The organism is Stutzerimonas stutzeri RCH2, assembly GCF_000327065.1.
GTDB lineage: Bacteria > Pseudomonadota > Gammaproteobacteria > Pseudomonadales > Pseudomonadaceae > Stutzerimonas > Stutzerimonas stutzeri_AE.
In genome coordinates this window covers 1776643-1802891 of the sequence record NC_019936.1, presented here as the reverse complement: position 1 = coordinate 1802891, position 26249 = coordinate 1776643, and the positions used below count along the sequence as shown (strand labels likewise).

General features: G+C 61.1%; 28 protein-coding genes. 3 read left to right on the top strand and 25 right to left on the bottom strand.

The window, feature by feature from the left end:
- Positions 1-84: 84 nt before the first annotated feature.
- The 12 genes from PSEST_RS08285 to PSEST_RS21710 all read right to left on the bottom strand — a co-directional run bounded on the left by PSEST_RS08285 (position 85) and on the right by PSEST_RS21710 (position 9368).
- Positions 85-441, bottom strand: a complete 357-nt coding sequence (locus PSEST_RS08285; RefSeq protein ID WP_003283656.1) for a PilZ domain-containing protein — start codon at positions 439-441, stop codon at positions 85-87.
- A gap of 31 nt (positions 442-472) precedes the next feature.
- On the bottom strand, positions 473-1459 hold the full coding sequence (locus PSEST_RS08280; protein ID WP_015276547.1) for a DNA polymerase III subunit delta': 987 nt from the start codon (positions 1457-1459) through the stop codon (positions 473-475).
- Positions 1452-2084, bottom strand: a complete 633-nt coding sequence (tmk, locus tag PSEST_RS08275) for a dTMP kinase (protein ID WP_015276546.1) — start codon at positions 2082-2084, stop codon at positions 1452-1454. The genes PSEST_RS08280 and tmk overlap by 8 nt, the downstream gene beginning before the upstream one ends.
- Entirely contained in the window at positions 2081-3151 is a 1071-nt protein-coding gene (gene mltG, locus PSEST_RS08270; RefSeq protein WP_015276545.1) for an endolytic transglycosylase MltG, read from the bottom strand. The genes tmk and mltG overlap by 4 nt, the downstream gene beginning before the upstream one ends.
- On the bottom strand, positions 3148-3969 hold the full coding sequence (pabC, locus tag PSEST_RS08265; RefSeq protein ID WP_015276544.1) for an aminodeoxychorismate lyase: 822 nt from the start codon (positions 3967-3969) through the stop codon (positions 3148-3150). Before pabC ends, mltG begins: the two co-directional genes overlap by 4 nt.
- Positions 3966-5210: a beta-ketoacyl-ACP synthase II gene (gene fabF / locus PSEST_RS08260; RefSeq protein WP_015276543.1), complete on the bottom strand. Its 1245-nt coding sequence runs from the start codon at positions 5208-5210 to the stop codon at positions 3966-3968. Before fabF ends, pabC begins: the two co-directional genes overlap by 4 nt.
- A gap of 172 nt (positions 5211-5382) precedes the next feature.
- Positions 5383-5619, bottom strand: coding sequence for an acyl carrier protein (gene acpP, locus PSEST_RS08255; protein WP_003283670.1), 237 nt, complete (start codon positions 5617-5619; stop codon positions 5383-5385).
- 192 nt (positions 5620-5811) lie between these two features.
- The gene (gene fabG, locus PSEST_RS08250; protein WP_015276542.1) at positions 5812-6555 is read right to left on the bottom strand and encodes a 3-oxoacyl-ACP reductase FabG; all 744 of its coding nucleotides are present in this window, start codon (positions 6553-6555) and stop codon (positions 5812-5814) included.
- Positions 6556-6569: 14 nt separating this feature from the next.
- The gene (gene fabD, locus PSEST_RS08245) at positions 6570-7508 is read right to left on the bottom strand and encodes an ACP S-malonyltransferase (RefSeq protein ID WP_015276541.1); all 939 of its coding nucleotides are present in this window, start codon (positions 7506-7508) and stop codon (positions 6570-6572) included.
- Between the two features lie 63 nt (positions 7509-7571).
- Positions 7572-8642, bottom strand: a complete 1071-nt coding sequence (plsX, locus tag PSEST_RS08240) for a phosphate acyltransferase PlsX (RefSeq protein WP_041756556.1) — start codon at positions 8640-8642, stop codon at positions 7572-7574.
- 3 nt (positions 8643-8645) lie between these two features.
- Positions 8646-8828 carry a 50S ribosomal protein L32 gene (rpmF, locus tag PSEST_RS08235; protein ID WP_003283674.1) on the bottom strand — a complete coding sequence of 61 codons (183 nt, stop codon included), beginning with the start codon at positions 8826-8828 and terminating at the stop codon, positions 8646-8648.
- A gap of 12 nt (positions 8829-8840) precedes the next feature.
- The gene (locus PSEST_RS21710) at positions 8841-9368 is read right to left on the bottom strand and encodes a YceD family protein (RefSeq protein ID WP_015276539.1); all 528 of its coding nucleotides are present in this window, start codon (positions 9366-9368) and stop codon (positions 8841-8843) included.
- Positions 9369-9471: 103 nt separating this feature from the next.
- Here PSEST_RS21710 and PSEST_RS08225 point away from each other — a divergent pair, with 103 nt between their 5' ends.
- Positions 9472-10050: a Maf family protein gene (locus PSEST_RS08225; protein ID WP_015276538.1), complete on the top strand. Its 579-nt coding sequence runs from the start codon at positions 9472-9474 to the stop codon at positions 10048-10050.
- A gap of 10 nt (positions 10051-10060) precedes the next feature.
- Here PSEST_RS08225 and PSEST_RS08220 read toward each other — a convergent pair whose 3' ends face one another.
- From PSEST_RS08220 to rluC, 3 genes are read right to left on the bottom strand one after another with little or no spacing between them, the layout of a single operon-like run.
- Positions 10061-11044: a S49 family peptidase gene (locus PSEST_RS08220; protein WP_015276537.1), complete on the bottom strand. Its 984-nt coding sequence runs from the start codon at positions 11042-11044 to the stop codon at positions 10061-10063.
- On the bottom strand, positions 11034-11720 hold the full coding sequence (locus PSEST_RS08215; protein ID WP_015276536.1) for an HAD-IA family hydrolase: 687 nt from the start codon (positions 11718-11720) through the stop codon (positions 11034-11036). The genes PSEST_RS08220 and PSEST_RS08215 overlap by 11 nt, the downstream gene beginning before the upstream one ends.
- On the bottom strand, positions 11713-12666 hold the full coding sequence (gene rluC / locus PSEST_RS08210; RefSeq protein WP_015276535.1) for a 23S rRNA pseudouridine(955/2504/2580) synthase RluC: 954 nt from the start codon (positions 12664-12666) through the stop codon (positions 11713-11715). Before rluC ends, PSEST_RS08215 begins: the two co-directional genes overlap by 8 nt.
- A 559-nt stretch (positions 12667-13225) precedes the next feature.
- Here rluC and rne point away from each other — a divergent pair.
- A complete protein-coding gene (gene rne, locus PSEST_RS08205; RefSeq protein WP_015276534.1) occupies positions 13226-16408 on the top strand; it encodes a ribonuclease E in 3183 nt (1060 codons plus the stop codon).
- Between the two features lie 390 nt (positions 16409-16798).
- Here the strand turns inward: rne and murB are convergent, their stop codons facing one another.
- The 8 genes from murB to PSEST_RS08165 all read right to left on the bottom strand — a co-directional run bounded on the left by murB (position 16799) and on the right by PSEST_RS08165 (position 23634).
- Complete coding sequence (murB, locus tag PSEST_RS08200) at positions 16799-17818, bottom strand: UDP-N-acetylmuramate dehydrogenase (protein WP_015276533.1); 1020 nt, start codon at positions 17816-17818, stop codon at positions 16799-16801.
- Positions 17815-18282, bottom strand: a complete 468-nt coding sequence (locus PSEST_RS08195) for a low molecular weight protein-tyrosine-phosphatase (RefSeq protein ID WP_015276532.1) — start codon at positions 18280-18282, stop codon at positions 17815-17817. Before PSEST_RS08195 ends, murB begins: the two co-directional genes overlap by 4 nt.
- A gap of 1 nt (position 18283) precedes the next feature.
- Positions 18284-19048: a 3-deoxy-manno-octulosonate cytidylyltransferase gene (gene kdsB / locus PSEST_RS08190; RefSeq protein ID WP_015276531.1), complete on the bottom strand. Its 765-nt coding sequence runs from the start codon at positions 19046-19048 to the stop codon at positions 18284-18286.
- The gene (locus PSEST_RS08185; RefSeq protein ID WP_003299639.1) at positions 19045-19230 is read right to left on the bottom strand and encodes a Trm112 family protein; all 186 of its coding nucleotides are present in this window, start codon (positions 19228-19230) and stop codon (positions 19045-19047) included. The genes kdsB and PSEST_RS08185 overlap by 4 nt, the downstream gene beginning before the upstream one ends.
- A gap of 45 nt (positions 19231-19275) precedes the next feature.
- Positions 19276-20280 carry a tetraacyldisaccharide 4'-kinase gene (lpxK, locus tag PSEST_RS08180; RefSeq protein WP_015276530.1) on the bottom strand — a complete coding sequence of 335 codons (1005 nt, stop codon included), beginning with the start codon at positions 20278-20280 and terminating at the stop codon, positions 19276-19278.
- Positions 20280-20708, bottom strand: a complete 429-nt coding sequence (locus tag PSEST_RS08175; protein ID WP_015276529.1) for an ExbD/TolR family protein — start codon at positions 20706-20708, stop codon at positions 20280-20282. The genes lpxK and PSEST_RS08175 overlap by 1 nt, the downstream gene beginning before the upstream one ends.
- On the bottom strand, positions 20705-21337 hold the full coding sequence (locus tag PSEST_RS08170) for a MotA/TolQ/ExbB proton channel family protein (protein WP_015276528.1): 633 nt from the start codon (positions 21335-21337) through the stop codon (positions 20705-20707). The genes PSEST_RS08175 and PSEST_RS08170 overlap by 4 nt, the downstream gene beginning before the upstream one ends.
- Positions 21338-21408: 71 nt before the next feature.
- The gene (locus PSEST_RS08165; RefSeq protein WP_015276527.1) at positions 21409-23634 is read right to left on the bottom strand and encodes a DNA internalization-related competence protein ComEC/Rec2; all 2226 of its coding nucleotides are present in this window, start codon (positions 23632-23634) and stop codon (positions 21409-21411) included.
- A gap of 148 nt (positions 23635-23782) precedes the next feature.
- Between PSEST_RS08165 and PSEST_RS08160 the strand changes: the two genes are divergently transcribed.
- Positions 23783-24298 carry a DUF2062 domain-containing protein gene (locus PSEST_RS08160; RefSeq protein ID WP_015276526.1) on the top strand — a complete coding sequence of 172 codons (516 nt, stop codon included), beginning with the start codon at positions 23783-23785 and terminating at the stop codon, positions 24296-24298.
- A 5-nt stretch (positions 24299-24303) separates the two neighbouring features.
- Here the strand turns inward: PSEST_RS08160 and PSEST_RS08155 are convergent, their stop codons facing one another.
- Positions 24304-25548, bottom strand: coding sequence for a lipoprotein-releasing ABC transporter permease subunit (locus tag PSEST_RS08155; protein ID WP_041756550.1), 1245 nt, complete (start codon positions 25546-25548; stop codon positions 24304-24306).
- Entirely contained in the window at positions 25548-26243 is a 696-nt protein-coding gene (gene lolD / locus PSEST_RS08150; RefSeq protein ID WP_041756548.1) for a lipoprotein-releasing ABC transporter ATP-binding protein LolD, read from the bottom strand. The genes PSEST_RS08155 and lolD overlap by 1 nt, the downstream gene beginning before the upstream one ends.
- Between the last annotated feature and the right edge of the window lie 6 nt (positions 26244-26249).

Genomic DNA, 26249 nt, shown 5'->3' with positions numbered 1-26249 from the left:
CGCGAAAAAAGGAGCGATTGTAGAGCAAATGACCGGTATTCAGGGAAGGACAGTGGGCCTGCCTGGCCGCACAGGACGCTTGCGTTACATGGTGTGGGTCGGGCGATCCGACTTGAGGGCACCGGCCAGATAGGTTTCGATCTTGTTGCGGGCGGTACTGTCGCCCTCGTTGAACTGCACGCCAATTCCCGCGGCGCGACTGCCCTGGGCACCCTTGGGGGTGATCCAGACCACCTTTCCGGCTACGGGAATCTTTTCCGGCTCGTCCATCAGGTTGAGCAGCATGAACACTTCGTCGCCAAGCTTGTAGCTCTTGTTGGTCGGAATGAACAGACCGCCATGCTTGATGAAAGGCATGAACGCGGCATAGAGCACCGATTTGTCCTTGATGGTCAGGGACAGGATGCCATTACGCGGACCAAGATTTGCTGGCAGGCTCATGCGGTGTTCCTAACGAAAATTCCGGTCGATTCTAGCCCGCGCCGGGCAGCGTTGCCCACTGCACCAGCAGCGCTTCGAGAAGCAACACACGGTTGAGGTTGGCTTTGCCTAGCACTTTCTGCCGATGTTCGAGCAGCCAGTCCTGCAACGCCATGACTTTATGCTGCGGCGACTTCTGCGCCAGGTACTGCAATACCTTTTGCATATCGGCAGCACCGAGCTCCGCTTCATCACCGGCCATCTGGTAACGCAGAATCAGATGCGCCCACTCACAAAACCAGTCAAAGAGCAGAATTAGCGGCAACGCGTTCCAGCCCTCGGCGAGCTGACTGGGCGACTGTTGCTGCTTGAGCAGCTTCTTCACCCCTTCGACGACCTGGGCGCGCAGGTCCAGCACTTTCTGCTCATGCAGCTTCAGCGCTGCCAGAGGCGACCCCGCCGCCAGCGTCAGCAACTGTTCACGCAGCTCCGGAGCCAGTTCAGGCAGTTGCCCTGCCAGCCAATCGAGGCTCTGCTGCCGCCCAGGCAGCGGGCAGGCCTGCTGCACACAGCGACTCTTGATGGTCGGTAGCAAGCGGCTTGGCTGATGGCTGATGAGTAGCAGCACCGTATCGCCAGACGGCTCCTCAAGGCTCTTGAGCAATGCGTTGGCCGCGTTGAGGTTCATCGCCTCGGCCGGCTCCAGCAATATCACCTTGCGCCCGCCCAGCTGCGCCGTCTGAGTGACGAAGCCGACCAGATCACGCACCTGATCGACGCGAATGGCCTTGTCGACCTCCTCCGGCTCGAGAATGTAGTGATCTGGATGAGTCTGTGCCGCCAACAACTGGCAAGCCTTGCACACGCCACAAGCCATGCCATTCACCGGGCGTTGGCAAAGCAGCAGCGCCATCAGCTGCTCGGCCAGCAGCCTTTTGCCGATGCCGCCAGGACCATGCAGCAGGTAGGCATGGGCATGCTGCGAGCGCCCTGCCAGCTGTCGCCAGAGCTCGGCCTGCCAGGGAAGAACGTCAGCCATCAAGGCGCTCCATCAGCTCTGGAATCAGCGCCTCGACATCACGCTGCACTGCGGTAAGCGATTGCCCGGCATCGATGATCCGATAGCGTGCCGGTGTGGCCTCGGCGCGATCCAGGTAGGCATGTCGTACCGCCTCGAAAAAGCGCATGCCTTCCTGCTCGAAGCGATCCAGGCGCCCCCGGGCAGCCGCTCGAGCCAGCCCCACCTCGATCGGCAGATCGAAGATCAACGTCAGGTCAGGACGCAGATCCCCTTGTACGAAGGTCTCCAGTTGCGCAATCCGCTCGACCGAAAGTCCGCGTCCGCCGCCCTGGTACGCGTAAGTGGCATCGGTGAAGCGATCACAGAGCACCACCGCCCCCCGCTGGAGCGCTGGCCGGATGACCTGTGCCAGATGCTGAGCCCGCGCCGCAAACACCAGCAGCAGCTCGGTATCCACCGCCATCGGTTCGTCGGCAGGGGTCAACAGCAACTCACGAATACGCTCGGCTAACGGCGTGCCACCGGGCTCGCGGGTCAGCACGACATCCACGCCGAGCGCTCGCAGGTGCTCGGCGAGGTATTCACGATTGGTGCTCTTACCGGCCCCTTCGGGGCCTTCGAGTGTGACAAAGAGTCCGTTCATTGCGCGCTCTCGCTGTTGACCGGCGCCTGCCGCGGCGGCGGACTGGAACGATAGTCTGCACGCCGCTTGAGCTGGTACTCGCGCACCGCCCGGTTGTGCTGATCGAGCGTATCGCTGAAGACATGGCTGCCATCACCGCGAGCAACGAAATAGAGACTGGTACCGTCTGCCGGATGCAGCGCGGCATGAATCGCCTCGCGCCCAACCATGGCGATCGGGGTCGGCGGCAGGCCGGCATTGGTGTAGGTATTGTAGGGCGTCGGCGTGCGCAGATCGGTGCGAGTGATCCGTCCCTTGTAGCCATCGCCCATACCATAGATCACGGTCGGATCAGTCTGCAGCAACATGCCCCGTGCCAACCTGCGCACGAAGACACCTGCGATCTCGCCCCGCTCTTCCGGTACACCGGTTTCCTTCTCGATGATCGAAGCCATGATCAGCGCCTGATATGCGTCCTGATACGGCAAGCCTTCGGCGCGCTGCTGCCACTCTTCTTCGAGCACCTGCTCCAGACGCGCATAGGCACGCCGCAGCAGATCTACATCGGACGTGCCGCGGGTGAATCGATAGGTGTCGGGGAAGAACCGCCCTTCCGGATGCACATCCGGTGCGCCGATGCGCGCCATGATCTCGGCATCAGAAAGCCCGTCCAGGGTCTGCTGCAGCTTGGGCTGATTCAGGAGGGCGCTGCGGAGCTGGCGGAAATTCCAGCCTTCGACGAGCGTCAGGCTGTATTGCACGACTTCGCCACGCTTCCATAATCCGATCATGTCGCGCGCGGTCATGCCCGGAGTCAGACGGTACTCACCGCTGTGCAGGCTCTGCCCGGACAGGTTCAGCCGCCAGTACAGCCGCAACCAGAACGCGTCATCCAACACACCTTCCGCTTCCAGGCGCTGAAAAACGCCGCTGGGCGTATCGCCCGGACGCACATCGAGCAGCAGGGCCTCGTCTGTCACGACCAGCGATTGCTCGAGCGCAGCATGCTGCTTCCAGGCGAACAATCCGAGCGAGATTGCCGCTAACAGCACTACGGCCAGCAGCAGAATGAGAATTTTACGGATCACGGATCACTCAACAGGTCGGCAACAACGGCCTGCAGTTTACGGGTCAGCGGACCGACCGGCCAGACACGTTCGGCCAAAGCTGTGACAGGCCAGATACCGTAGAGGCTGTTGCAAAGGAACACTTCGTCAGCCTGTAGCAGTTCGGCATAGCTGATGTCGCTCTCGACCACGGTGCGCCCATGCTGCGATGCACGGGCCATGATCTCCGCTCGCATGACACCCGCAACTCCGCACCGTACCAGCGACGCGGTGCGCAGTTCACCGTCGACAACCATGAACAAATTGCTGAAGACGCCCTCCACCACCCTGCCAGACATATCGCGCATCAACCCCTCGGCGTAGGCGGGATCGTGCCATTCGGCACGCGCCAACACCTGCTCCAGCCGATTCAAATGCTTGATGCCGGCGAGCCGTGGCTGCTCGGCCAGACGTGTCTCACAAGGAAAAAGCCGGATCCCGGCGAGGGCGTTCTGTGGCGGGTAGGCGGGAAGAGGCGAGCCTAAAAGCAGCCGTTGCGGCTGACAGGGCTCGGGCGGGGCATAACCGCGCTGCCCGGTGCCGCGTGTGACGATGAGCTTGGCAACACCCCGCCCCAGGACTGGGAAGAACCGCGCCAACTCGTTGCGCAGCTCATCGGTATCAATTGGGATAGCAAGGCGCTGACAGCCATCGCGCAATCGCTGCAGATGGCGATCGAGCAGCGGAGCCTGACTATCTGCGACCCGTATCGTCTCGAATAGCCCATCTCCATAGGCCAGGCCGCGATCATGAACGGGCAGCCCTATACAGGGTTGCCCGTTCAGCCAGCTCGATGTCACTCGGCAAACCGGCGGAATACCAGCGAACCGTTGGTTCCACCGAAGCCGAAGGAGTTGGACACCGCGACGTCGATCGGCCTCGGCTTGGCCTGGTGCGGTACGAAGTCGAGATCGCAGCCTTCGTCAGGCTCATGCAGATTGATGGTCGGCGGTGCGACTTGATCACGAATGGCCAGAACGCTGAAGATCGCCTCGACAGCACCGGCGGCACCGAGCAGGTGGCCGACCATGGACTTGGTCGAACTCACTGACAGCTCATAGGCATGATCGCCAAACACACTGCGGATCGCAGCAGCCTCGGCCTTGTCGCCTGCCGGCGTGGAGGTCCCATGCGCGTTGATGTACTGCACCTGCTCGACATTAAGCTGAGCGTCCTTCAGCGCGTTACGGATGCAGCGCGCCGCACCGGCGCCATCGTCGGGTGGCGACGTCATGTGGAAGGCGTCGGCACTCATGCCAAAACCAATCAGCTCCGCATAGATATGCGCGCCACGGGCCTTGGCATGCTCCAGCTCCTCGAGCACCAGGGCACCGGCACCGTCGGACAGAACGAAGCCATCACGCTCCTTATCCCACGGACGACTGGCCGCAGCGGGATCGTCGTTGCGCGTGGACAACGCCCGCGCCGCCGCAAAGCCACCAATACCGAGCCCGCTGGCAGCCATTTCGGATCCACCTGCGACCATCACATCCGCCTCGCCATAGGCGATATTGCGCGCGGCCATGCCGATGCAGTGGGTGCCCGTGGTACAGGCAGTGGCGATCGCATAGTTCGGACCCTGCAATCCCAAGTGGATCGACAGGAAGCCAGACACCATGTTGATGATGGAACCCGGCACGAAGAAGGGCGAAATACGCCGCGGGCCCTGTTCAATCAGCGCCTTGCAGCTGTTTTCGATGTTGGTCAGACCACCGATACCAGACCCCATCGCGACGCCGATGCGCTCCCGATTGGCGTCAGTGACTTCAAGACCGGAATCCCGCACGGCCTGAAAGCTCGCAGCGAGGCCGTACTGAATGAACAAGTCGAGCTTGCGTGCTTCCTTAGCCGGCAGATACTGCTCGACATCGAAGCCCTTGATCGACCCGCCAAAACGAGTGGAATAGGCAGAAAGGTCCATGTGCTCGATCAGGCCGATACCACTACGGCCGGCGAGAATACCCTGCCAGCTGCTCGGCACATCGTTACCCAGTGGCGAAAGCATGCCCATCCCGGTGACTACGACGCGTCTACGCGACACAGCGATTACTCCTATACCTAACGTGCTCGGCTCGGCTCCCGTCGTAACAGGAACGATCCTTGGATCGAGTGCCGGATAGCACCCCGTGACCCAGATGAATCTCTCTCAAAGAAAAGCCGCACTACCTCGATCAAGGCAGTGCGGCTTTCCTGTTTCCGAAGCGGATTACAACTTACTGCGCGTGCGCATTGATGTAATCGATGGCTTCCTGAACGGTGGTGATCTTCTCAGCCTGCTCGTCCGGGATCTCGGTCTCGAATTCCTCTTCCAGAGCCATCACCAGCTCAACGGTGTCAAGAGAGTCGGCACCCAGGTCTTCGACGAAGGAAGCGCTGTTGGTTACTTCCTCTTCTTTAACGCCAAGTTGCTCGGCAACGATTTTCTTGACGCGTTCTTCGATGGTGCTCATACCTTGTTTTCACTCCTATGGAAAAATCAGGCAGCTGGTTTGCGCGGTAGTGTATAGAAAGCGTTTTCCGCATTTCAAGCTGGAAGCAGGCAAGCATGATACCGCCTTCAACCATCTGTCTATAAACCAGCTGATGTTTTATAGCTAATTTAAAGACAGCCCTAAGACTGTCCTCCTTCGCCGGGTGTCACATCAACTCATGTACATGCCGCCGTTCACCGGAACAGTAGCCCCGGTGACATAGGCAGCGCCGTCCGAAGCGAGAAACGCAACGACCTTGGCAATTTCTTCGGCCTGACCGAGACGTCCCAGGGGAATCTGCCCCAGGAGCGCATCACGTTGGGCTTCCGGCAACTCGCGAGTCATATCGGTATCGATGAAACCAGGCGCCACGGAATTCACCGTGATACCGCGCGAACCGACCTCACGAGCCAATGCACGACTGAAACCCTCCAGACCGGCCTTGGCTGCCGCGTAGTTTACCTGTCCGGCGTTGCCCATGGCACCAACCACCGAACCGATATTGATGATTCGCCCCCAGCGGGCCTTGGTCATGCCGCGCAGCACGGCCTTGGACAGACGATACAGGCTACTCAGATTGGTATTAATGACGTCGTGCCACTCGTCATCCTTCATGCGCAGCATCAGATTGTCGCGGGTGATACCAGCATTGTTGACCAGAATTGCGGGCTGCCCGAGATGCTGCTGAATGTGTTCCAGAGTACTGCTGACCGACTCGTCATTGCCGACGTCCAGCACCAGGCCGGCACCTTCGATACCGTTTTCCTTAAGAGTCTCGGCGATACGCTCGGCGCCAGAAGAAGTGGTAGCAGTGCCGATCACGATTGCGCCCTGGCGCCCGAGCTCAAGGGCAATGGCCTGGCCGATACCGCGACTCGCACCTGTAACCAGCGCCACCTTACCTTGCAGATTCATAGCATTCTCCTTGTTCAAGCCAGTGCCGCACGAGCGGCCGCAAAGGCCTCGGGGGTATCGAGATTGTAAGTATTGATGCCCTTGACGCAGCGCTTGTTAAGGCCCGAAAGGACCTTGCCGGGACCACATTCGACCAAGGAAGTCACGCCACGCTCGCCCAGGGCCACCATCGATTCGACCCAGCGCACCGGACTGTACAGCTGCGCCAGCAGATCGCGCTTGAGCGCATCCAGATCCGCCACCACGGCCGCGCTGACGTTCTGCACCAGCGGAATCTGCGGCGCCTGCCAGGCAATCGCCTCCACCGAGGCGGCAAAACGCTCTGCGGCTGGACGCATCAGATCACAATGGGACGGAACACTCACCGGCAGCGCCATTGCACGCTTGGCGCCTTTCGCCTTACATGCTTCGATTGCACGCTCTACGGCGGCAGCACTTCCTGCAATCACGACTTGGCCGGGAGCGTTGAAATTGACAGCGCTGACCACGTCACCCTGCGACGCCTCGGCACACGCCGCCAGCACATCTGCATCGTCCAGCCCGAGAATGGCGGCCATACCACCCTGCCCTGCCGGTACGGCCTGCTGCATCAACTGACCACGCAGCTCAACCAGTTTGACTGCATCGGCGAACGGAAGACTGCCGGCGGCCACCAACGCTGAATACTCTCCGAGGCTGTGCCCCGCAACGAAGGCAGGCTGCGCACCACCTTCAGCCAGCCACAGACGCCAGATTGCAACCGAAGCCGCCAGAATCGCTGGCTGGGTCTTGTCGGTCTGATTCAGCTGCTCTTCCGGGCCGTTCTGGGTCAATGCACAGAGATCATAGCCCAGCGCCGAGGAAGCTTCGGCAAACGTATCGACGATCACGCTCTGCTGAGCACCCAGTTCGGCCAGCATGCCAAGGGACTGAGACCCTTGACCGGGAAAGACGAAAGCAAGTGATGCGGACATGAAAACGACTCTCTTGTGGTTCTGTTCGTCTGAAGAATACGCCAGTGACAGGCGCAGCGAATTTCAGTTGGATGGCTCGCCATCAGCTGCAGTCACATCATCGCCCGCAACGGAAGGACGAGAGCCACCAAGATAATGCCCCAGTCGACGCGCCAGCTGCCCGGGAAGATCATGCTCGACGTCCTCCGCCGCACGCCGAACGGCTGCTTTGAAGCCGTCCGCACCAGCACCGCCATGACTCTTGACGACGATGCCCTGCAAGCCGAGAAAACTGGCACCGTTGTATTGCGCAGGATTCAGCTCTGCGCGGAGCCGGCGTAAAAGCGGCAACGCCATAGCACCGACGATACGCGCCCCAAGTGACCGCCTAAAAAGCGCCTCAACCTTGGCGACCAGCATGCCCGCCAGCCCCTCGCTGGACTTGAGCAATACGTTGCCGACGAAGCCGTCGCAAACGACGACATCCGCCTCACCGCGATAAAGCCCATCCCCCTCGATGAAGCCCCGGTAGTTGATATCCGGCGCCTGCTGTAAAAGGACAGCTGCCTGCTTGACTTGCTGGGTACCTTTGATTTCTTCGGTGCCGACATTCAGCAGCGCAACTCTTGGCTGATCCAGCCCCAGCGACTCGGCTGCGACCACCCCCATCACCGCGAATTGGTATAGCTGGTCGGCCGGGCAGTCGACGTTCGCGCCGAGATCCAGCAACAGACAGGGGCTACCCTGCGTGGGTAACGCTGTCACCATCGCCGGCCGGTCGATACCCGGGAGAGTCTTCAGTATCTGACGCGCCAGCGCCATAAGCGCCCCGGTATTGCCAGCACTCACACAGGCCTTCGCCTTACCGTCGCGTACCTGCTCTAGGGCAACTCGCATTGATGAACGAGGCTTGCCGCGCAATGCCTGAGCAGGGCGCTCGTCCATGCCGATCGTTTCGGGCGCATCGACGATTTTCAGGCGCGACCGATCGATCCCTGGATGCTGGGCAACGAGCTGTTCGAGTAGAGAGACTTGGCCGACGAGGACCAGATGCAGCGAGGAGTTTTCAACCAGGCAGGAAAGACTGGCCGGAACAATGCAGTGGGGACCGAAGTCCCCACCCATTGCATCAATCGCGATGATCGGAGCGGACAAGGATTACTCGTCAGCGCCCTTGTCGATCACCTTGCGACCACGGTAGAAACCATCCGGGGAAACGTGGTGACGCAGGTGAACTTCACCGGTGCTCTTTTCCACGGACAGAGCGTTCGGCACGAGAGCGTCATGCGAACGACGCATGTCACGGGCGGAACGGGATTTTTTGTTCTGCTGAACAGCCATTTGGATCAACTCCTAAACGTTTGGGTCACGCTTTAACTGCGCCAGTACGCTGAACGGGTTGGACCGCGTTACCTCGTCCTCACTCGGCTCAGGCTCATCTGGCCCAACCGGCGGCTGGCAAATTTCAGGGGCATGGAGTGGAACAATCGGCAGAGCGAGCAACAGCTCGTCTTCGACCAGCGCCAGCAGATCCAGAGGATCCTCTCCCACTTCCAGCACGTCATACCCTTTAGGCAGGTGCTGGCTGCTCGCCCCTTCATTCACAACGGCATAATCGCATTCACTGTGAATCGGCAGAACAACCGGCTCCAGACAGCGCTGGCAAATCATCTTGACTTCAACATCGAGCTCACTGTGGATAACCGCAGTACGCTGTTCATCACGCCCGAAAGTAAAACTGGCGCGCACCGCACCCTGATCACCTTCAAGAGGATCAGTGAGCCGCTTGAGCCGTGACAATGGCAGCTCACCGGCAAGGGTGGCCGCTCGGTCAGCGAGCTTACGCGGATCAACGTGCGGAGGTATCGGTCCTTTCAACATAAGCGCGGCATTCTAGGGACGCACCTGCGACCTGTCAAAGGAATTCCGCGCGCGTTCACGACACAGCGCATAGAATCTTTCTACCTATATATAGGAGGGAATCATGCGCCACCTACTGCTCGCATCCAGCTCACGGTATCGTCAGGAGCTACTATCCCGCCTACGACTGCCTTTCGACAGTTGTGCGCCGGAAATCGACGAAACCGCCTTCCCCGGCGAGACCGCAGAACACCTCGTGCGCCGACTCGCCGAGTGCAAGGCCCACGCCCTATCCGATCGCTACCCAGATAGCCTGATCATCGGCTCAGATCAGGTGGCGGTACTGAATCAAGAGATAATCGGAAAACCACATACGTTCGAACGAGCCAAGCAGCAGCTGCTAGCCGCCAGTGGGGGCAGCGTCAGATTTCTTACCGGCCTGGCACTGCTGGACAGCATGAACGGTAGATTGCAGGTGGCATGCGTGCCGTTCACCGTGCATTTTCGGTCATTGGATGAAGCGCGAATCGAGCGCTACCTGCAAACAGAACAACCCTACGATTGTGCCGGAAGCTTCAAGGCCGAGGGACTGGGCATCAGCCTGTTCCGCACCACCGAAGGCGAAGACGTCACCAGCCTGGTGGGTCTGCCACTGATTCAGCTGGTGGACATGCTTCTGAACGCAGGCGTCGAAGTCCCGTGAAGCGGGCGCACTACCGCAGAGCCGGCCCCTGCAATCCAACCAGGATTGCCAGCCGCTCAGCAACACCAGCGCCCAGCTTCTTGGTGAAGCGATCGAGCGGCGACTCCTTGATCGTGAAATCGACCATCTCCGGCTCGCCAATCACTTCGCGAGCCACATGAGCAGTGCTACCCAGACCATCGATAAGCCCCAGCTCCAAGGCCTGCTCTCCGGACCAGACGAGCCCGGAGAAAAGCTCGGGATGCTGAGCATCCTGGAGACGATCACCACGCCCACGCTTGACGGCCTCAATGAACTGCTGATGAGTGGTGGCGAGCACGCCACGCCAGAACTGGCTCTCCTCGGGCTTTTCTGGCTGGAAAGGATCAAGGAACGCCTTGTGTTCTCCAGCTGTATAAACCCGGCGCTCGACTCCCAATTTGGCCATCGTATCGACGAAGCCGAAAGTGGCAGCAGTCACGCCGATCGATCCCACCAGACTGGATTTGTCCGCATAGATCTCATCCGCCGCGCTGGCAATATAATAAGCACCCGACGCACCCAGGTCGGTGATCACCGCATAAACCTTGATCGCCGGATACTCACCGCGCAAACGCCGGATCTCGTCATAGATATAGCCTGACTGGACGGGACTGCCGCCAGGACTGTTGATGCGCAGCACCACACCCTTGGTGTTGGCATTTTCGAAAGCGGCCCGCAAGGCGCCGACTATATTGTCGGCACTGGCAGACTCTTCATCCGCGATCATTCCGCGCACGTTGATTACAGCCGTATGGCTTTCCTGCGCCCCCTTGCTTTTACCGAACTGCAAGGCCGGCGAAAACAAGGCCAGTGCGCCGAACAGATATACAAATGTCAGCAGCTTGAAGAATATGCCCCAGCGCCTGGCGCGCCGCTGCTCCTGAACCCCCGCAAGCAGCGTCTTTTCCAGCAGCTTCCAGCTATTGCGATCTTCCTTGGATTCGTCCACCGGAGCCTTCCACTCATCCGACATTTACATGCACCTCAGTACCAGCCGCGGAGCGCAGCCAACTGCCGAGCTCCGAAAAGTGATTGATCACAGCGCGAGGCTCATGCCGCCGCAGGATATGCAGCGGTTGCGCACCATAGGCGACCGCCACACTGTCCACTCCGGCTCGCCGCGCCATCTGTAGATCGAATATCGAATCACCGACCATCAGGGCCTGCTCCGGACGAGCACCGCAATGAGCGAGAATCTCTTGAATCATCAAGGGATCGGGCTTGCTCGCCGTCTCGTCCGCGCAGCGGGTGATATCGAAGAACTCCTCCCAGCCCTGCCCGGCCAAAACGCGATCCAGACCCCGCCGCCCTTTGCCGGTCGCAACCGCAAGCAAATACCCTGAATCTCGAAATTCCGACAGCGCCCTGGCAACGCCCGGATACAGCGCCGAAGGCTGAGCTTCCAGGGCAAGATAGTGTTCGCTGTAGAAATGGCGAAAATCGTCGATTAGCCCGATATCGCCCCGTTCCGGGTACAGCTCCGTAATAGCCTCGGGAAGAGCCAACCCGATGATGCCTTTGACCAGGTCGTCGTCGACTTGCGGTAGCCCACAACTGCGAGCAGCAACATGTATGGACTCGACGATACGGCCAATTGAATCGACCAGCGTGCCATCCCAATCGAATATCAGGACCTGATACTTACTCACCGAGACGCTCCAGCGTTCGCGCCCACATTTCGTCGACCGGCGCCTCTAGCGACAACTCACCCCCATCCGGCAACGGAACCCTCAAGGCATATGCATGGAGGAACAAACGCTTGCCGCCCAGCTCGCGAATTTCGCGAGTGAATTCTTCGTCCCCGTACTTGCTGTCTCCCGCAATGCTGTGCCCTGCGTGGCGCGCATGCACCCGAATCTGGTGAGTGCGCCCGGTTACAGGTTTGGCCTCGACCAGCGTTGCGAACTCTCCGAAGCGACGAAGTACGTGAAACAGCGTCAGCGCCTCCTTGCCATCCTCAGTCACCTCGACCATCCGCTCACCGGAGCGCAGCGTATTCTTCAACAGCGGTGCATTGACCTGCTTCTTGGATGTCTCCCACCGCCCGCGGACGAGTGCCATGTAGCGCTTGTCGACACCATCACCACGCAGAGCCTGATGCAAGTGCCGCAACATGCTGCGTTTCTTGGCGACCATCAGCAAGCCGGACGTATCGCGATCCAATCGATGCACCAACTCGAGTTCCTTGGCATCGGGTCGCAATTGCCGTAAGGCTTCGATAACGCCGTAGCTGAGCCCGCTGCCGCCGTGTACTGCTATGCCGGCCGGCTTGTTCAGCACGATGAGCGCCTTGTCCTCATAGACAATGGCCTTATCGAGCCTCTCCAGCAGCCCCTGAGCCAGCGGCTCAGGCTCGTCACGCTCAGCCAGCCGCAGCGGCGGCACACGCACCAGATCGCCGGCTTGCAGTTTGTACTCCGGCTTGATGCGGCCCTTGTTCACCCGTACTTCACCCTTGCGCAGGATGCGGTAGATCAGCGTCTTGGGCACGCCTTTGAGCTGGTTACGGAGAAAATTGTCGATTCGCTGGCCGGCGAGTTCCGGCGCGACCTCAAGTATTTGCACACCGGAGGTCTGGGAGGGGGTATTGGTCATCGGGGCATCATAGCAATTTTCATGGATTTGAAGCACTTAAACATTGCTGTTATAGTCGCGAACGCCGCCAAAAGCGGACAGGCCCCGGGATGCCAGCGATATCGCCAACCCGAGCCGGCAAAAAATCTGTTCTAGGACGTGAGGCCGTCCGACGGAGCTTCCCTCAAGTAGCGGTGAAGTTGCGAAACAAGCCTTGAAGACATGATGCGTGCCCCCGTTTGGGGAATCGCGATAATCGACAACCGCTCCCCGGATTCTGCGAGCGGCACCCGATTTTCAAAGTATGCGTGTTGGGTGGAGATGCACAGCATCGGATTGCGTAGCAAAGGCTTTCACAGACGCTTCATTCCGTCCGCTACCGATGCCTGATTCCTCCTCCCGAACCATTGCTTCTGTTCCGACAGTAAGCAGGAGACGTCGTCGCGACGCCGGCCCATCTGGCCGCACATCGCTGGACACTGGAGTGCCTTACAACCATTCCTGACTCACCTGACACCGACCGCGAGAGTCGTGTGTGCCGAACGCCGTTTCCGGATGCCACGGAAACCGACGGTACTACATGAAAAGAATGCTAATTAACGCAACTCAGCCTGAAGAGTTGCGTGTCGCACTGGTCGACGGCCAACGCTTGTTCGATCTGGACATCGAATCGGGCGCCCGCGAACAGAAGAAAGCCAATATCTACAAAGGCAAGATCACCCGCGTAGAGCCAAGCCTCGAAGCCGCCTTTGTCGATTTCGGCGCCGAGCGCCACGGCTTCCTCCCCCTCAAGGAAATCTCCCGCGAGTACTTCAGCAAATCGCCTGAAGGCCGCGTGAACATCAAAGACGTCCTGCGCGAAGGCCAGGAAGTCATCGTCCAGGTCGAAAAGGAAGAGCGCGGTAACAAAGGCGCCGCACTGACCACCTTCATCAGCCTCGCCGGGCGTTACCTGGTGCTGATGCCGAACAATCCGCGCGCCGGCGGCATTTCGCGCCGCATCGAAGGCGAAGAACGCAACGAACTGCGCGAAGCCCTGAATGGCCTCGATATCCCTGCCGACATGGGCCTCATCGTGCGCACCGCCGGCCTGGGCCGCTCCAGCGAAGAGCTGCAATGCGACCTCGACTATCTGCTGCAACTTTGGACCGCAGTCAAGGATGCGTCCAAGGATCGCGCCGCACCGTTCCTGATCTACCAGGAATCCAACGTCATCATCCGCGCAATCCGCGACTATCTGCGCCAGGACATCGGTGAAGTACTGATCGACAGCGTGGAGGCCCAGGACGAAGCACTGAGCTTCATCCAGCAGGTCATGCCGCAGTACGCCAGCAAGATCAAGCTGTATGAAGACTCCGTTCCGCTGTTCAACCGTTTCCAGATCGAAAGCCAGATTGAGACAGCCTTCCAGCGTGAAGTGAAGTTGCCCTCCGGCGGCTCGATCGTCATCGATCCGACCGAAGCTCTGGTGTCCATCGACATCAACTCTGCGCGCGCCACCAAGGGCGGCGATATCGAAGAAACCGCGCTGCAGACCAACCTGGAAGCGGCGGAAGAAATCGCCCGTCAGCTGCGCCTGCGCGACATCGGCGGCCTGATCGTCATCGACTTCATCGACATGACGCCAGCCAAGAACCAGCGCGCCGTTGAAGAAAAGATGCGCGAAGCGCTTGAAGCCGACCGCGCACGCATCCAGGTCGGTCGCATCTCACGCTTCGGCCTGCTGGAAATGTCCCGCCAGCGTCTGCGTCCATCCCTTGGCGAGACCAGCGGCATCGTCTGCCCGCGCTGTAATGGCCAAGGCATCATCCGCGACGTGGAATCGCTGTCGCTGGCTATTCTGCGCCTGATCGAAGAAGAAGCGCTGAAAGACCGTACCGCCGAGGTTCGCGCCCGCGTGCCGTTCCAGGTCGCCGCTTTCCTGCTCAACGAGAAGCGCAACGCGATCACCAAGATCGAACTGCGCACTCGCGCGCGCATCTTCATCCTGCCGGATGACCATCTGGAAACGCCGCACTTCGAAGTACAGCGTCTGCGTGACGACAGCCCAGAGATTCTGGCCGGCCAGGCAAGCTACGAGATGAGCCAGACCGAAGCCGAGGAAGCGCAGCCGGTCAGTTCCACTCGCACCCTTGTTCGCCAGGAAGCGGCCGTCAAGACCGCACCGCAGCGCACTGCACCAGCACCAGCAGCCGCCGCAGCTCCAGCCGAAGCACCCGCCGCCGCCCCGGCACAAGAGCCAAGTCTGTTCAAAGGCCTGATCAAATCCCTGGTCGGATTGTTCGCAGGCGAGGCGAAAGAGCCGCAAGCCGCTGCCGAAGTGGAGAAGAAGCCTGCCTCTCCCCGGCCGCAGCGCAACGACGAGCGCCGCAGTGGACGGCAGCAGAACCGCCGCCGTGATTCACGCGGTGGCCGTGACGAAGAGCGCAAGCCGCGTGAGGAGCGTCAGCCGCGCGAAGAACGGCAACCCCGCGAAGAGCGTCAGCCGCGTGATGACCGCCAGCCACGGGAAGAGCGCCAGCCACGCCCGCCGCGCGAGGAGCGCAAACCACGCGAGCAAGTTGAAGCCACCGAGGCCCAACCGCGCCGCGAGCGAGCTCCGCGTGAAGAGCGCAAGCCCCGCGAGGAGCGTAAACGCGAACTGCGTGCGCCGATTGATGAAGCACCGGTAACCGCAGCAGAAGAAGAGCAGGTTGAGCGCCAGCCCCGCGCGCCACGTGAAGAGCGCAAGCCGCGTGCCGAACAGCAGGCTGTCGCTGCCGCCGACGAGCTGCTGCAGCAAACCGAAGACGCCAACGAAGCCGAGGACGCACAAGATACAAACGAGGCTTCCGAAGGCAACGATGGCGAGCGTCCACGCCGCCGCTCTCGTGGCCAGCGTCGCCGCAGCAACCGTCGCGAGCGCCAGCGCGATGCCAACGGCAACGAGATCGACGAGGTCGACGAAAGCAACGCACCGGTCAAGACCGAGGAGATCGCTGTTGCGGCAACCGCAGCCGCGCTAGCCGCAAACACTACCGACACCGAAGCCGCACCGCAGGTCAAGCTTGCCGATGACGCCGTGATCCAGACCAGCACCGAAGGCGTCGCAACCATCGTCGAGCAGGCCGCTGTTGCAGAGGTTACTGACGAGCGCACGGCTGCCGAGGAACCTGCAGTAGTCGAAGCTGCAGTCGAGGCTCCGGTACAACCGACCGAAGTTGCAGCAGGCGAAGTTGCACCAAGCGAGGTGCCTGCCGTGCAGACCGACGTAACTCCGCAACCAGCCTCCGAGCCAGTTGTCGAGAAAACCGAAGCAGCACCGGCTGCCGCACCCGCATTGACGCCTAGCGGCCGCGCACCAAACGATCCGCGCGAAGTCCGTCGCCGTCAGCGCGAAGCCGAGCGCCTGGCCAAGGAAGCAGCTGAAGCCGAAGCCAAGGCCGCAGCCGCGCAGCCGCTGGCCAGCCCGGAAATCGTTGCTAGTGAACCGGCTGAAGAAACGCAGACCGAAGCTATTGCGCAGCCAGTAGCCAGCGATGCCCAGCCGGAGCAGGTGGTAGAGTCCGCCCCTGCTGCTGAACAACTTGCCAGCGAAGAGCCATCGGTCAGTCCGACTGTCGAGCCCACTCAGCAGGCGCAAACGCCAGTAACGGAACCAGTAGCGGAAGTAGTCGAGGAAAAACCAGAAGCACCGGTATCCGAGGAGGCACCTCAAACTGCCCCTGAGGAAAAAGCTGCTGAAGGCGACGAGCCAGATAATCGTGAGAAGCCACAAGGCTAAGCACTGATGGCAAAAAAAGGGATGCTTCGGCATCCCTTTTTTATGGGCGCGTTCCGCCTCACGCCGACACTTTATTAAGACAACCAAACCATCCGAGCCTAACTGCGCAGCTCAGCGCGCCGTCATCAGGTAAAAGGGGCCGAGTATAGAGAGCTCGCGATACGCCTTATGCAAACCGAAGGGTGCTTCACGGCGTCCCAGCGACGCCCGAACCGACCCTCACTAAAGGCATGACAAGCACAAAGATAGACCGATAAAGGTGGGCTGGGACGGCTAGAGACGCAGCGTCCTACCCTGCCATGGGGTCAGCAGCCCAGGCGAGAGCTGGGTGCGTTGTACACAGCGAAACTGCGGAGGCTGACCAGCGCGAGGGCGAGCCGAGAGCGCAGTTCAAATTACGTTCGGCTCGATTTCCAGCGCAACACCGAAACGCTCGAGGACGTCGGCCTGGATTCGCCGCGCCAGCTGCAGCAACTGCTCACCAGTGGCCCGACCGTAATTGACGAGCACCAGCGCCTGCAGTCGATGTACGCCAACATCACCCTCACGAAACCCTTTCCAACCGGATTTCTCGATCAGCCAGCCCGCCGCCAGCTTCACCTTATCGTCGCCCTGCGGATAGGCAACCAGGTCAGGATGGCGGTCGCGTAGCGCTCGCGCAACGGCAGCCGTGACCAAAGGATTCTTGAAGAAGCTACCGGCGTTGCCAAGCTGCTGCGGATCCGGCAATTTTTCACTACGGATGGCGCAAACCGCTCGACTGACATCTTGCGCGGTCGGCGCGACGAGCCCCTGCTCCGCCAGACGCTGGCGAATCGGGCCGTATTCAAGATGCAAGGCCGCTTGGCGATGCAACGCGAAGCGCACGCGCAAAATCAGGTAGCGACCCGGCTGCTGCTTGAACAGGCTGTCGCGGTAACCGAAGGCGCAATCTTCAAGGGCGAATTCGCAGAGCTCGCCCGTGTGGCTATCCAACGCGGTGAGCCCGGCGAAAACGTCCTTTATTTCGACACCATATGCACCGATGTTCTGAATCGGGGAAGCGCCAACCGTCCCTGGTATCAGACTGAGATTTTCCAGCCCGACCAAGCCCTGATCCAGCGTCCAGAGCACGAACGGATGCCACGGCTCCCCCGCTTCAGCCTCGACCAGTACCTGCTCTGTGGCCTCCTCGACGATGCGCTTTCCGCGGCTGGCGATGTGCAGCACCAGCGCCGGTACGTCACGCGTCAACAAGAGGTTGCTACCCCCGCCGATGGGCAGCAGTGGCACATCAAGCTGGCGAGCACGGGCAAGCGCATCGCGCACATCACCGTCCCCATGCGCTGCGGCGAAATACTGCGCGCGCTGATCAACGGCGAAGGTGTTGAACGACTTCAACGAACGGTTGGCTTCTATGGTGAGACTCACAGTCGACCCTTTATCTCGGCAAGCAGCGCATCGCTGGCCTCTTCGATGAGGTCCAGCACATCGTCGAAGCCGTCGGTGTCGCCGTAATAAGGATCGGGCACTACGTCGCAGCCAAGCCCGTAGCGACGCAGCAACAGGTCGACTTCCGCCTTGGCACCGTGCATCGGGCGCAGGGCCTGCAGCCGTGCCAGGTTGTCGTGATCCATTGCCAGGATCAGATCGAAGTGCTGGAAGTCCGCGGTGGAAACTTGGCGGGCGCGCAAGGCGTCGAGCACGTACCCGCGCCGTTTCGCCGCTTCGCACGCACGCCGGTCTGGCGCCTTGCCAACGTGCCAGTCCCCGGTTCCGGCAGAGTCGATCTCGACTCGCGGGCCAAGACCGGCCTGCTCGATCCGCTGGCGAAACACGCCCTCGGCCGTAGGCGAACGGCAGATATTGCCCATGCAGACGAACAGCACTTTCATCTCAGCCACCCAGCAGACGGCGAACCCGCTCCAAATCTTCCGCCGTATCGACCCCGGCGGGCGGCGCCTCGATGGCATCGGCGACATGGATGCGCCGCCCGTGCCAGAGCGCACGCAGCTGCTCAAGACACTCCGTATCCTCCAGCCAGCAGGGTCCCCAGGAAACGAAGTCGGCCAGGAAGCTGGCGCGATAGGCATAGATGCCTATGTGGCGGCGGTAGGGCACACCTTCGGGCAACTGACTGCGATCTGCCGCGAACGAGTCTCTCGCCCAGGGAAGCGGCGCCCGACTGAAGGTCAGCGCGAGACCGTCGACGTCCGAAAGGACTTTCACCACGTTGGGATTGAACAGCGCTTGGGCATCGGTGAGCGGCTCAGCCAGTGTCGCGATGGCAGCTTCCGGGTGCGCTGCCAGGTTTGCCGCCACCTGATCGATCACAGCCGGAGGTATCAGCGGCTCATCGCCCTGTACGTTGACCACAATGGCATCGCCTGGCAGCCCGAGCTGTTCAGCAACCTCGGCGAGTCGATCAGTACCGGAGTTGTGATCGGCACGGGTCAGTACGACCTGCGCACCGAATGCCGAACAGGCCTCGACGATGCGCGAGTCATCGGTGGCGACCACGACACGCTGAGCGCCGCTCTTGCTGGCCTGCTCCCACACATGTCGGATCATCGGTTTGCCAGCGATGTCCTGCAACGGCTTGCCTGGCAGACGAGTCGATGCATAGCGCGCGGGAATCACGACGGTGTAAGCAATGCTCATTTGTCCAGGCGCTCGTCCACGTCCAGGGTGCGGGCTTCGCTCTCGAGCATCACCGGGATGCCGTCACGCACCGGAAAGGCCAGAGCGTCGGCCTTGCAGATCAGTTCCGACTTATCATCGGTCAGCTTCAGCGGCCCCTTGCATAGCGGGCAAGCCAGAATATCGAGCAATTTGGTATCCATGCGCAGTCCTTGAAAGCGTTCGACTGCGATGGCAGTGCGAGCGGCTTAAGTGTGATCGGGCAGTAAACGCGTCAACTGACCGTCGAACCAGGTGACAAAGGCAGCTGAGGGCACAGCCTGCACCTGCAGATACGACCAGCCTGGCGGGGCGAAAGCCCGGCATTTCACCGCATCCTTTTCGGTCATCACCAGTGGCAGGTCAGGGCTGAATTTCAGCTGCTCTGAACTGTAGGCTGCGTGATCCGAGAAGGCATGTGGAATCGGTCGCCAGTGTAGCGTTTCGAGCGTGGTGAAGAAACGCTGCGGGTTACCGATCCCAGCCACTGCATGCAGTTGCTGCCCGGCAGGGAAATGATCGAGGGACCAGCGCTCGTCAGAGATCAGTTCGACCAGCGCGACAGGCTGAAGACTGAACCCATAACCTGCGGTCGAGTCCGCCTTGGCGCCATTGAGCAGAACCGCGTCTACGCTCTCCAGGCGCTCGGCCGGCTCACGCAAGGGCCCGGCCGGCAGGCAGCGACCATTGCCCAGCCCACGCGCGGCGTCGATCAGTACCAACTCGAGGTCACGGGCCAGGCGATAGTGTTGCAGCCCATCGTCAGAAAGAATCAGGTCGAGGGGCTCCGCTTCCAACAAGCGACGTATGGCGCGAGATCGATCCGGGTCGATCACCAGCGGCACGCCGGTACGCTGGACGATCAACAGCGGTTCGTCGCCAGCCTCTTGCGCCGAGTCTTCGGCGCGAACCCGCCAAGGCAACGATGGTGGCGTCGCACCGTAACCCCGACTGACGACGCCGACGCGAAGACCACGGCTTCGGCAGTGCTCAATAAGCCAAAGTATCAAAGGTGTCTTGCCGGTTCCGCCAACCGTGATGTTGCCCACCACGACGACGGGCACCGGAGCCCGATAGGTAGCGCTTTCGCCCTTGAGGAAACGCCGCCGCTTGGCCTCGACCACGCGGCGGTAGAGCAACTCCAGCGGAGCGAGCAAACGCAGGGCAGGATGCCCTTGGTACCACGCGCGTTGCAGGCGATCGGCGAATGACATCAGGGCGACGCCTGCGCCTCGACAGTGGTGATGCGCAGCTGGCCGAAACCCAGCTTGCCAGCGGCGTCCATGGCCGTTATGACCGCCTGGTGCGGCGTCTTGCCATCGGCACTGATGATCATCGGCATCCGGTTGTCGCCGCCGGATTCCTTGCTCAAGGCTGCCATCAGGGAGTTGAGGTCATTTTTCAACAGCGCCTTGCCGTTGAGCGAATAATTGCCTGCCACATCGATCAGCACTTCCAGCTGACGCACCTCGGCATCCTGCGGCGGGGTGCCGCTGGCTGCTTCCGGAAGATCGACCTTGAGCTGCGTTTCACGGGTGAAGGTAGTGGTGACCACGAAGAACAACAGCAGGATGAACACCACATCGATCAGCGGCGCCAGCCCTATCTCAACGTTCTCACGAGGTTTGCGACGGAATTTCACGCCTTGTCCTCACCCAGATCGACATCACGGTCGCCCTGCACCACTTCCACCAGCTTGATCGCCTCCTGCTCCATTCCGACGACCAGTTCGTCAACGCGACGCTGCAGGAAGCGATGGAAGAACAACGCGGGAATACCAACCATCAGGCCAGCGGCTGTGGTGATCAGCGCCTTGGCGATACCGCCGGCGAGCAGCGGCGCGTTGGCCATGCCAGAGCCCATGAAGGCGCTAAAGATCTCGATCATGCCCAGCACCGTTCCCAGCAGACCAAGCAAGGGCGCGATGCCGGCAATGGTGCCAAGGGCGTTGAGGTAGCGCTCCAGGTCGTGAACGACGCGCGCGGCCGCCTCCTCGATGCACTCCTTCATGATCTCGCGACCACGCTTGGAGTTGCTGAGGCCGGCGGCAAGAATCTCACCCAACGGGGAATCGGCGCGCAGCTCCTTGAGCTTCTGGTTGCTGAGTTTCTTGTCCTTGATCCACTTCCAGACCTGGCCAAGCAGGTGCGGAGGTGTGACGCGACTCGGGCGCAACGTCCACAGGCGCTCGGCGATGATGCCGGCCGCTGCGATGGAACACAGGATGATTGGCAGCATTATCCAGCCGCCTGCTTTGACCAGCTCCCACACGAGATGAATCCCCCTCGAAAAAGTGGCGCCACTCTAGCATAGGGTCGCAGGGTCGCCGACGGCCGCCGTTCTCATTTTTCCCGCCAGAATCGGCGTCCCGCACGCCGCGCCTCGGCCGCCGAGAAATCGCCCAGATCGATTCGAATTGCGCCATGCAGGGCTGTGTCGTAGGTACCGACCCCGAGAGCCGCAAGACGCGTGGTCACGCTTGGATGAGGATGTCCGAAGGCATTGTGAAAGCTACGGGAGATCAACGCCGTAGTCGGTTCCACCGCACGTAGAAACGACTCCGACGAGGAGCTGCGACTGCCATGATGCGGCAGCAGCAACCATTGTGCCTGCACTTCCGTCCCACTGCGTAGCAACGCCTGCTCCGCGGCCTGATCTATGTCGCCCGTCAGCAAGAGGCGTTCACCGTTGGCTTCGACCAGAAGAACACATGACAGCTGATTACTCTCACGCGCGGCCTGCCATTGCCAAAGGGTGAAGCGCACACCGTTCCACTGCCACTGCGCACCACTCTCACACGGCTCTGCATTCAGACCATCCGCATGTCGTTGCGGCTCTCCGCTAATGATCCGCGCAACCGGCATCAGGTGCTGAACAGCCTGGGCACCGCCTGAATGATCATTGTCGGCATGGCTGAGGAGCAGCATATCCAACCGACTCACAGCCAGGCTTCGGATAGACGGAAAGACGACCCGTTCGCCGGCATCGAAGTCGCCCTGCCGCGGACCGGCATCGTAGAGCAGCGCGTGCTCTCGCGTGCGCACCAGCACCGACAATCCCTGCCCCACGTCCAGCACCCACACCTGCGCACGGCCCTCCGGCACCTCCATGCGCGGCGGGAACGCCAAGGGCAACAGCAGCATCACTCCCAACGCGCGCAGTGGGATGCCGGCAGGCATCAGCAACAGCAAAACGCCCAGTGCGATCATCAAGAACACCCAGCAGGGTAAGCCAACGGCAAACCAGGCTGGTCGCCAGGACGCGATGAGGCCCAGCAGTTCGAACAGCAGAGCCAGAGAGCCGCCCACCAGCCACAAAATCGCTTCACCTACGCCCCCCAGCGGCAGCAGGATCGTGCCGAGCAGCGCAAAGGGAACCGTCAGGCTTACCCAGGGCACCGCGATCAAGTTGGCCAGCGGACTGCTGGCGCTGACCGGTAGCCCCAGCGCCAGCAACAAAGGAAGCAGGCCTAGAGTCGCGGCCCATTGGGCCCGTAGCAGCGTCTTCCACCAAATCCACCGGCCAAGTCTGCCAGCGAAGGCCAGCGCCAGCACCGCAACCGCTCCGAACGATAGCCAAAACCCTGGCTGCAGCGTCACCAGCGGATCGATCAGCAGAACACCATTGAGCGCAAGCAGCAGCGGCTGCCAGACGCCCAGATGCCGGAAACGCAAGCGCCAGAGCAACACCACCGCAACCATGAAGCAGGCACGGCGAACCGGAACGTCAAAGCCTGCGAGCCATCCGTAAGAAAGGGCGCCAGCAAGCGCCAACCCGCACGCGCAAGGTAGCCATGGCCAGGGCCGCGGCCAGACGCCCAACCTCGCCAGCAAGGCGACCAATCCGTACAGTAACCCCGCGAGCATGCCGATATGCTGTCCGGAGATGACCATCAGGTGCACGGTGCCGGTGTCCTGCAGCACCTGCCAATCGCTGCGACGCAAACCTGAGTCATCCCCCACCACCAGCGCGGCGATCGCGCCCTGCCGATCGAACGCCGGAACAGCCATCAGGCGCGCCCGCAGCCGGTCACGCCAGCCGTCGGTGGCAACCGAAGCCGAGAGACGCTCCCCAGCCTTGACGGTGCCGGTGGCGCCAATACCACGCGCCAGCAGCCAGGCTTCGTAGTCGAACGATTGCGGGTTGACCAGGCCGCGCGGACGCTTCAACCGTACCGCCAGCCGCCAACGCTCACCGGCCCGCAGTTGCGGGCCGCCGTACCAGGAAAGGCGAACTTTAGAAGGCAACCCGACATGTCGCGACTCGATATCGGCGAGCTCGAAGCGCACCACGTCGCCAATCGCAGCAGGCAGGTCGACCACCCGCCCTTCGATCCAGAACGTGCGGCCATCCATCGCTACGGGCAGGCGGTCAGCAAGGGCGTTCTGGCTTTGATAACAGGCCCAGCCCAAACCAAGGAGGAACAAGCCAAACGGGACCCAGCTCCTGCGCATAAGCATCAGCGCACCTACCGCGGCAAATGCTGCGCAGATCCAGCTCGCAGGCAGAGCCGGCAGAAAGCGAGGGAGAACAAGGCCGGCGGCAAGCGCCAGCATCCATGTGCGCATGATTCAGACTCCTGGAATCCATTCCGGGACCGCTGTTTGCGGATGGTCAATTTGTCGCAGGCGTAGACCTAATGTCACAAAACTACTGTCAGCGTCGCACTGCGATTCGAGGCATAATCGCCGGGCTGCTGCCTGCCAGAGAACCTTCATGCCGCGTCGTTTTTTCAAACGCTACATGCCGCACCCTGATCGCATCAAGACTAACAAGTCGCTGCGCTTTCTCGGCGCGCTGATTCACGATCCCAATCTCTGGCATCTCAATCGGCACTCGGTAGCGCGCGCCATGGCGATCGGTTTGTTCTGGGCAATGATTCCGATGCCGCTGCAGATGCTCGCCGCAGCCTTGTGTGCATTGCCTGCGAGAGCGAACCTGCCGATCGCGGTGGGGTTGGTCTGGCTGACCAATCCACTGACCATGCCACCGGTGTTCTACTGCAACTACAAGGTCGGGACCTGGCTGCTCGACACGCCGGCCAACAACATGCCCGCCGAGTTGAGCTTGGCCTGGGTACGGCACATGCTGGAACACAACTGGCAGCCACTGTATCTCGGGTCCCTCGTTACCGGGATCATTCTCGCGATTCTCGGTTACGCCTTCACCCAAGCCTACTGGCGTTGGTGGGTTGGTCGCAGCTGGCGCCGGCGGCAGAACGGCCGCCGGTAGAGGAATTACTCGTAGCGCAACGCCTCGGCTGGCTGAGTCTGCGCCGCACGCCATGCCGGATAGAGGGTGGCAAGAAAGCTCAGGCTCAATGCCGCTACCGATACCAGCACCACATCCTCCAGACGCAACTCCGATGGCAGGGTGCTGATGAAATAAACGTCCGAACTGAAGATATGCTGGCCGGAGACTTTTTCCAGCCAGTTAACCAGTTCGCTGACATTCAACGCACCCAGTACGCCGAGGACGACGCCAATCACGGTGCCGCTGAACCCGATGATACTGCCCTGCACCATGAAGATCGCCATGATCTGCCGCGGCGTTGCGCCCAGGGTGCGCAGGATAGCGATATCGGCGCGCTTGTCGGCTACCACCATGATCAGCGTTGCGATGATGTTGAAGGCCGCCACCGCGACGATCAGCATCAGCAACAAGCCGATCATGGTCTTTTCCATTTTCATCGCGCTGAACAAGCTGCCTTGGGTGTACGACCAGTCTTCCACTCGGTAACCGTCGCCCAGCGTGGCGCCAACCTGCGCAGCCACTTCCGGTGCACGATACAGATCGCTCAACTTGAGCCGCACGCCCTGGACCTGCTCCGGTGCCCATCGATGGATCTGTGCGGCGTCGGCGCGGTGGATCATCCCCAGGCTGCCGTCCAGATCGGCTCCGACCTTGAACACACCGACGACATTCAGACGCTGCATACGCGGCGTCACGCCTCCGGGTGTCGAACTGACTTCCGGCACGATCAACGTCAGTTTGTCGCCCAGCTTCAGCCCGAACCGCCGGACTGTCATCAGGCCGATGATCACACCGAACTCGCCTGGCTTCAGCTGATCGAGGCTGCCACCGACCAGTCGCTCGCCCAAGATGGATACCTGCGCTTCCGCCTGCGGGTCGATGCCGCTGATCTGGATCGGCTGCATGCTGCCCTTGAATGACAACATGCCCTCGAGCTGCGTAACCGGCGCCATACCGACGATCTGTGAATGCGCCGACAGACGCGCCGCGACTGCCTGCCAATCATCCAGCGGCTGATCGCCGATCACGGTGGCGTGCGGCACCATGCCGAGGATCCGCGCGCTCATTTCACGCTGGAACCCGTTCATGACCGACAACACCATGATCATTGCCAGCACGCCCAGCGCCAGGCCGATCAGCGAAGTCAGCGAGATGAACGAGATGAAATGGTTGCGTCGCTTGGCCCGCGTATAGCGGCTGCCGATGAAGACACTCAGGGGCCTGAACATCATTCAGCCACCAGGCGTCCGTCTTCCAGACGCAGGATCTGGTCCATCTGTGCGGCCAGTTGGCGGTCATGGGTAACCACCAGAAAGGCGGTCTGCAGGGAATTGCTGAGTTCGAGCATCAGGTCCTGGATACCTTGCGCGGTGTGGTGGTCGAGGTTGCCGGTCGGCTCGTCGAGCAATACCAGGGCGGGCTCGTTTACCAATGCCCGGGCAATGGCCACACGCTGACGCTCACCACCGGACAGTTCGGCCGGTTTGTGCTCGAGGCGATGCCCGAGGCCGACCCGAGTGAGCAAGGCGGCTGCCTTCTGACGTGCTTCAGGAATCGGCGTACGGCCGATCAACAACGGCATGCAGACGTTTTCCAACGCCGTGAACTCTGCGAGCAGATGGTGGAACTGATAGACGAAACCCAGTGCCCGATTACGCAATAGCCCCCGGTCCTTCTCGTTGAGGGCCGAAAGCTCTTCGCCAGCCAGCCAGACGCTGCCCTCGCTGGGCGTGTCCAGGCCGCCAAGCAGATTCAGCAGCGTGCTCTTGCCCGAGCCGGAGCTGCCGACGATAGCCACGCGCTGCCCTGGAAACAGCTCCAGCTGAAGTCCGGACAGCACCTCCACCGATTCCGGGCCTTGCTCATAGCGCTTGCCGAGATTGCGGCAGCTCAGCACCGCGTGCTTTTGCGAAGACTCGTTCATAACCTG